The organism is Seonamhaeicola marinus, assembly GCF_008085455.1.
Map to the genome: position 1 here is coordinate 1 of NZ_VSDQ01000322.1, position 325 is coordinate 325.

Genomic DNA, 325 nt, shown 5'->3' on the forward strand with positions numbered 1-325 from the left:
ATTTTGCGCAAAAATACTCTTTTATATTTATTTACGCTATTTATTTAATGTTCATTACTTTTAATACAAAAGTAAAACTATTGCTTTAAAGCATATGTTATTAAATTGTATATTCGCTAATTATGATAAAACAATACATTCCTAACATAAAACAATTACTGGCTACACCAAAAAAAATTGTAATTGTACCGCATAAAAACCCTGATGGAGATGCTATTGGCTCTACGTTAGGCTTATTTCATTATTTAAAAAAATACAACCATAACGTTAGCGTAATTACACCTAATGATTATCCTAATTTTTTAAAATGGATACCTGGTGAATC

At 26.2% G+C, this 325-nt stretch carries 1 protein-coding gene; it reads left to right on the top strand.

What is annotated here, in order from left to right; genetic code table 11:
- Window positions 1-122 precede the first annotated feature (122 nt).
- The coding region (locus tag FUA24_RS04185) for a DHH family phosphoesterase (RefSeq protein WP_222861317.1) at window positions 123-325 on the top strand (203 nt) is incomplete at its 3' end.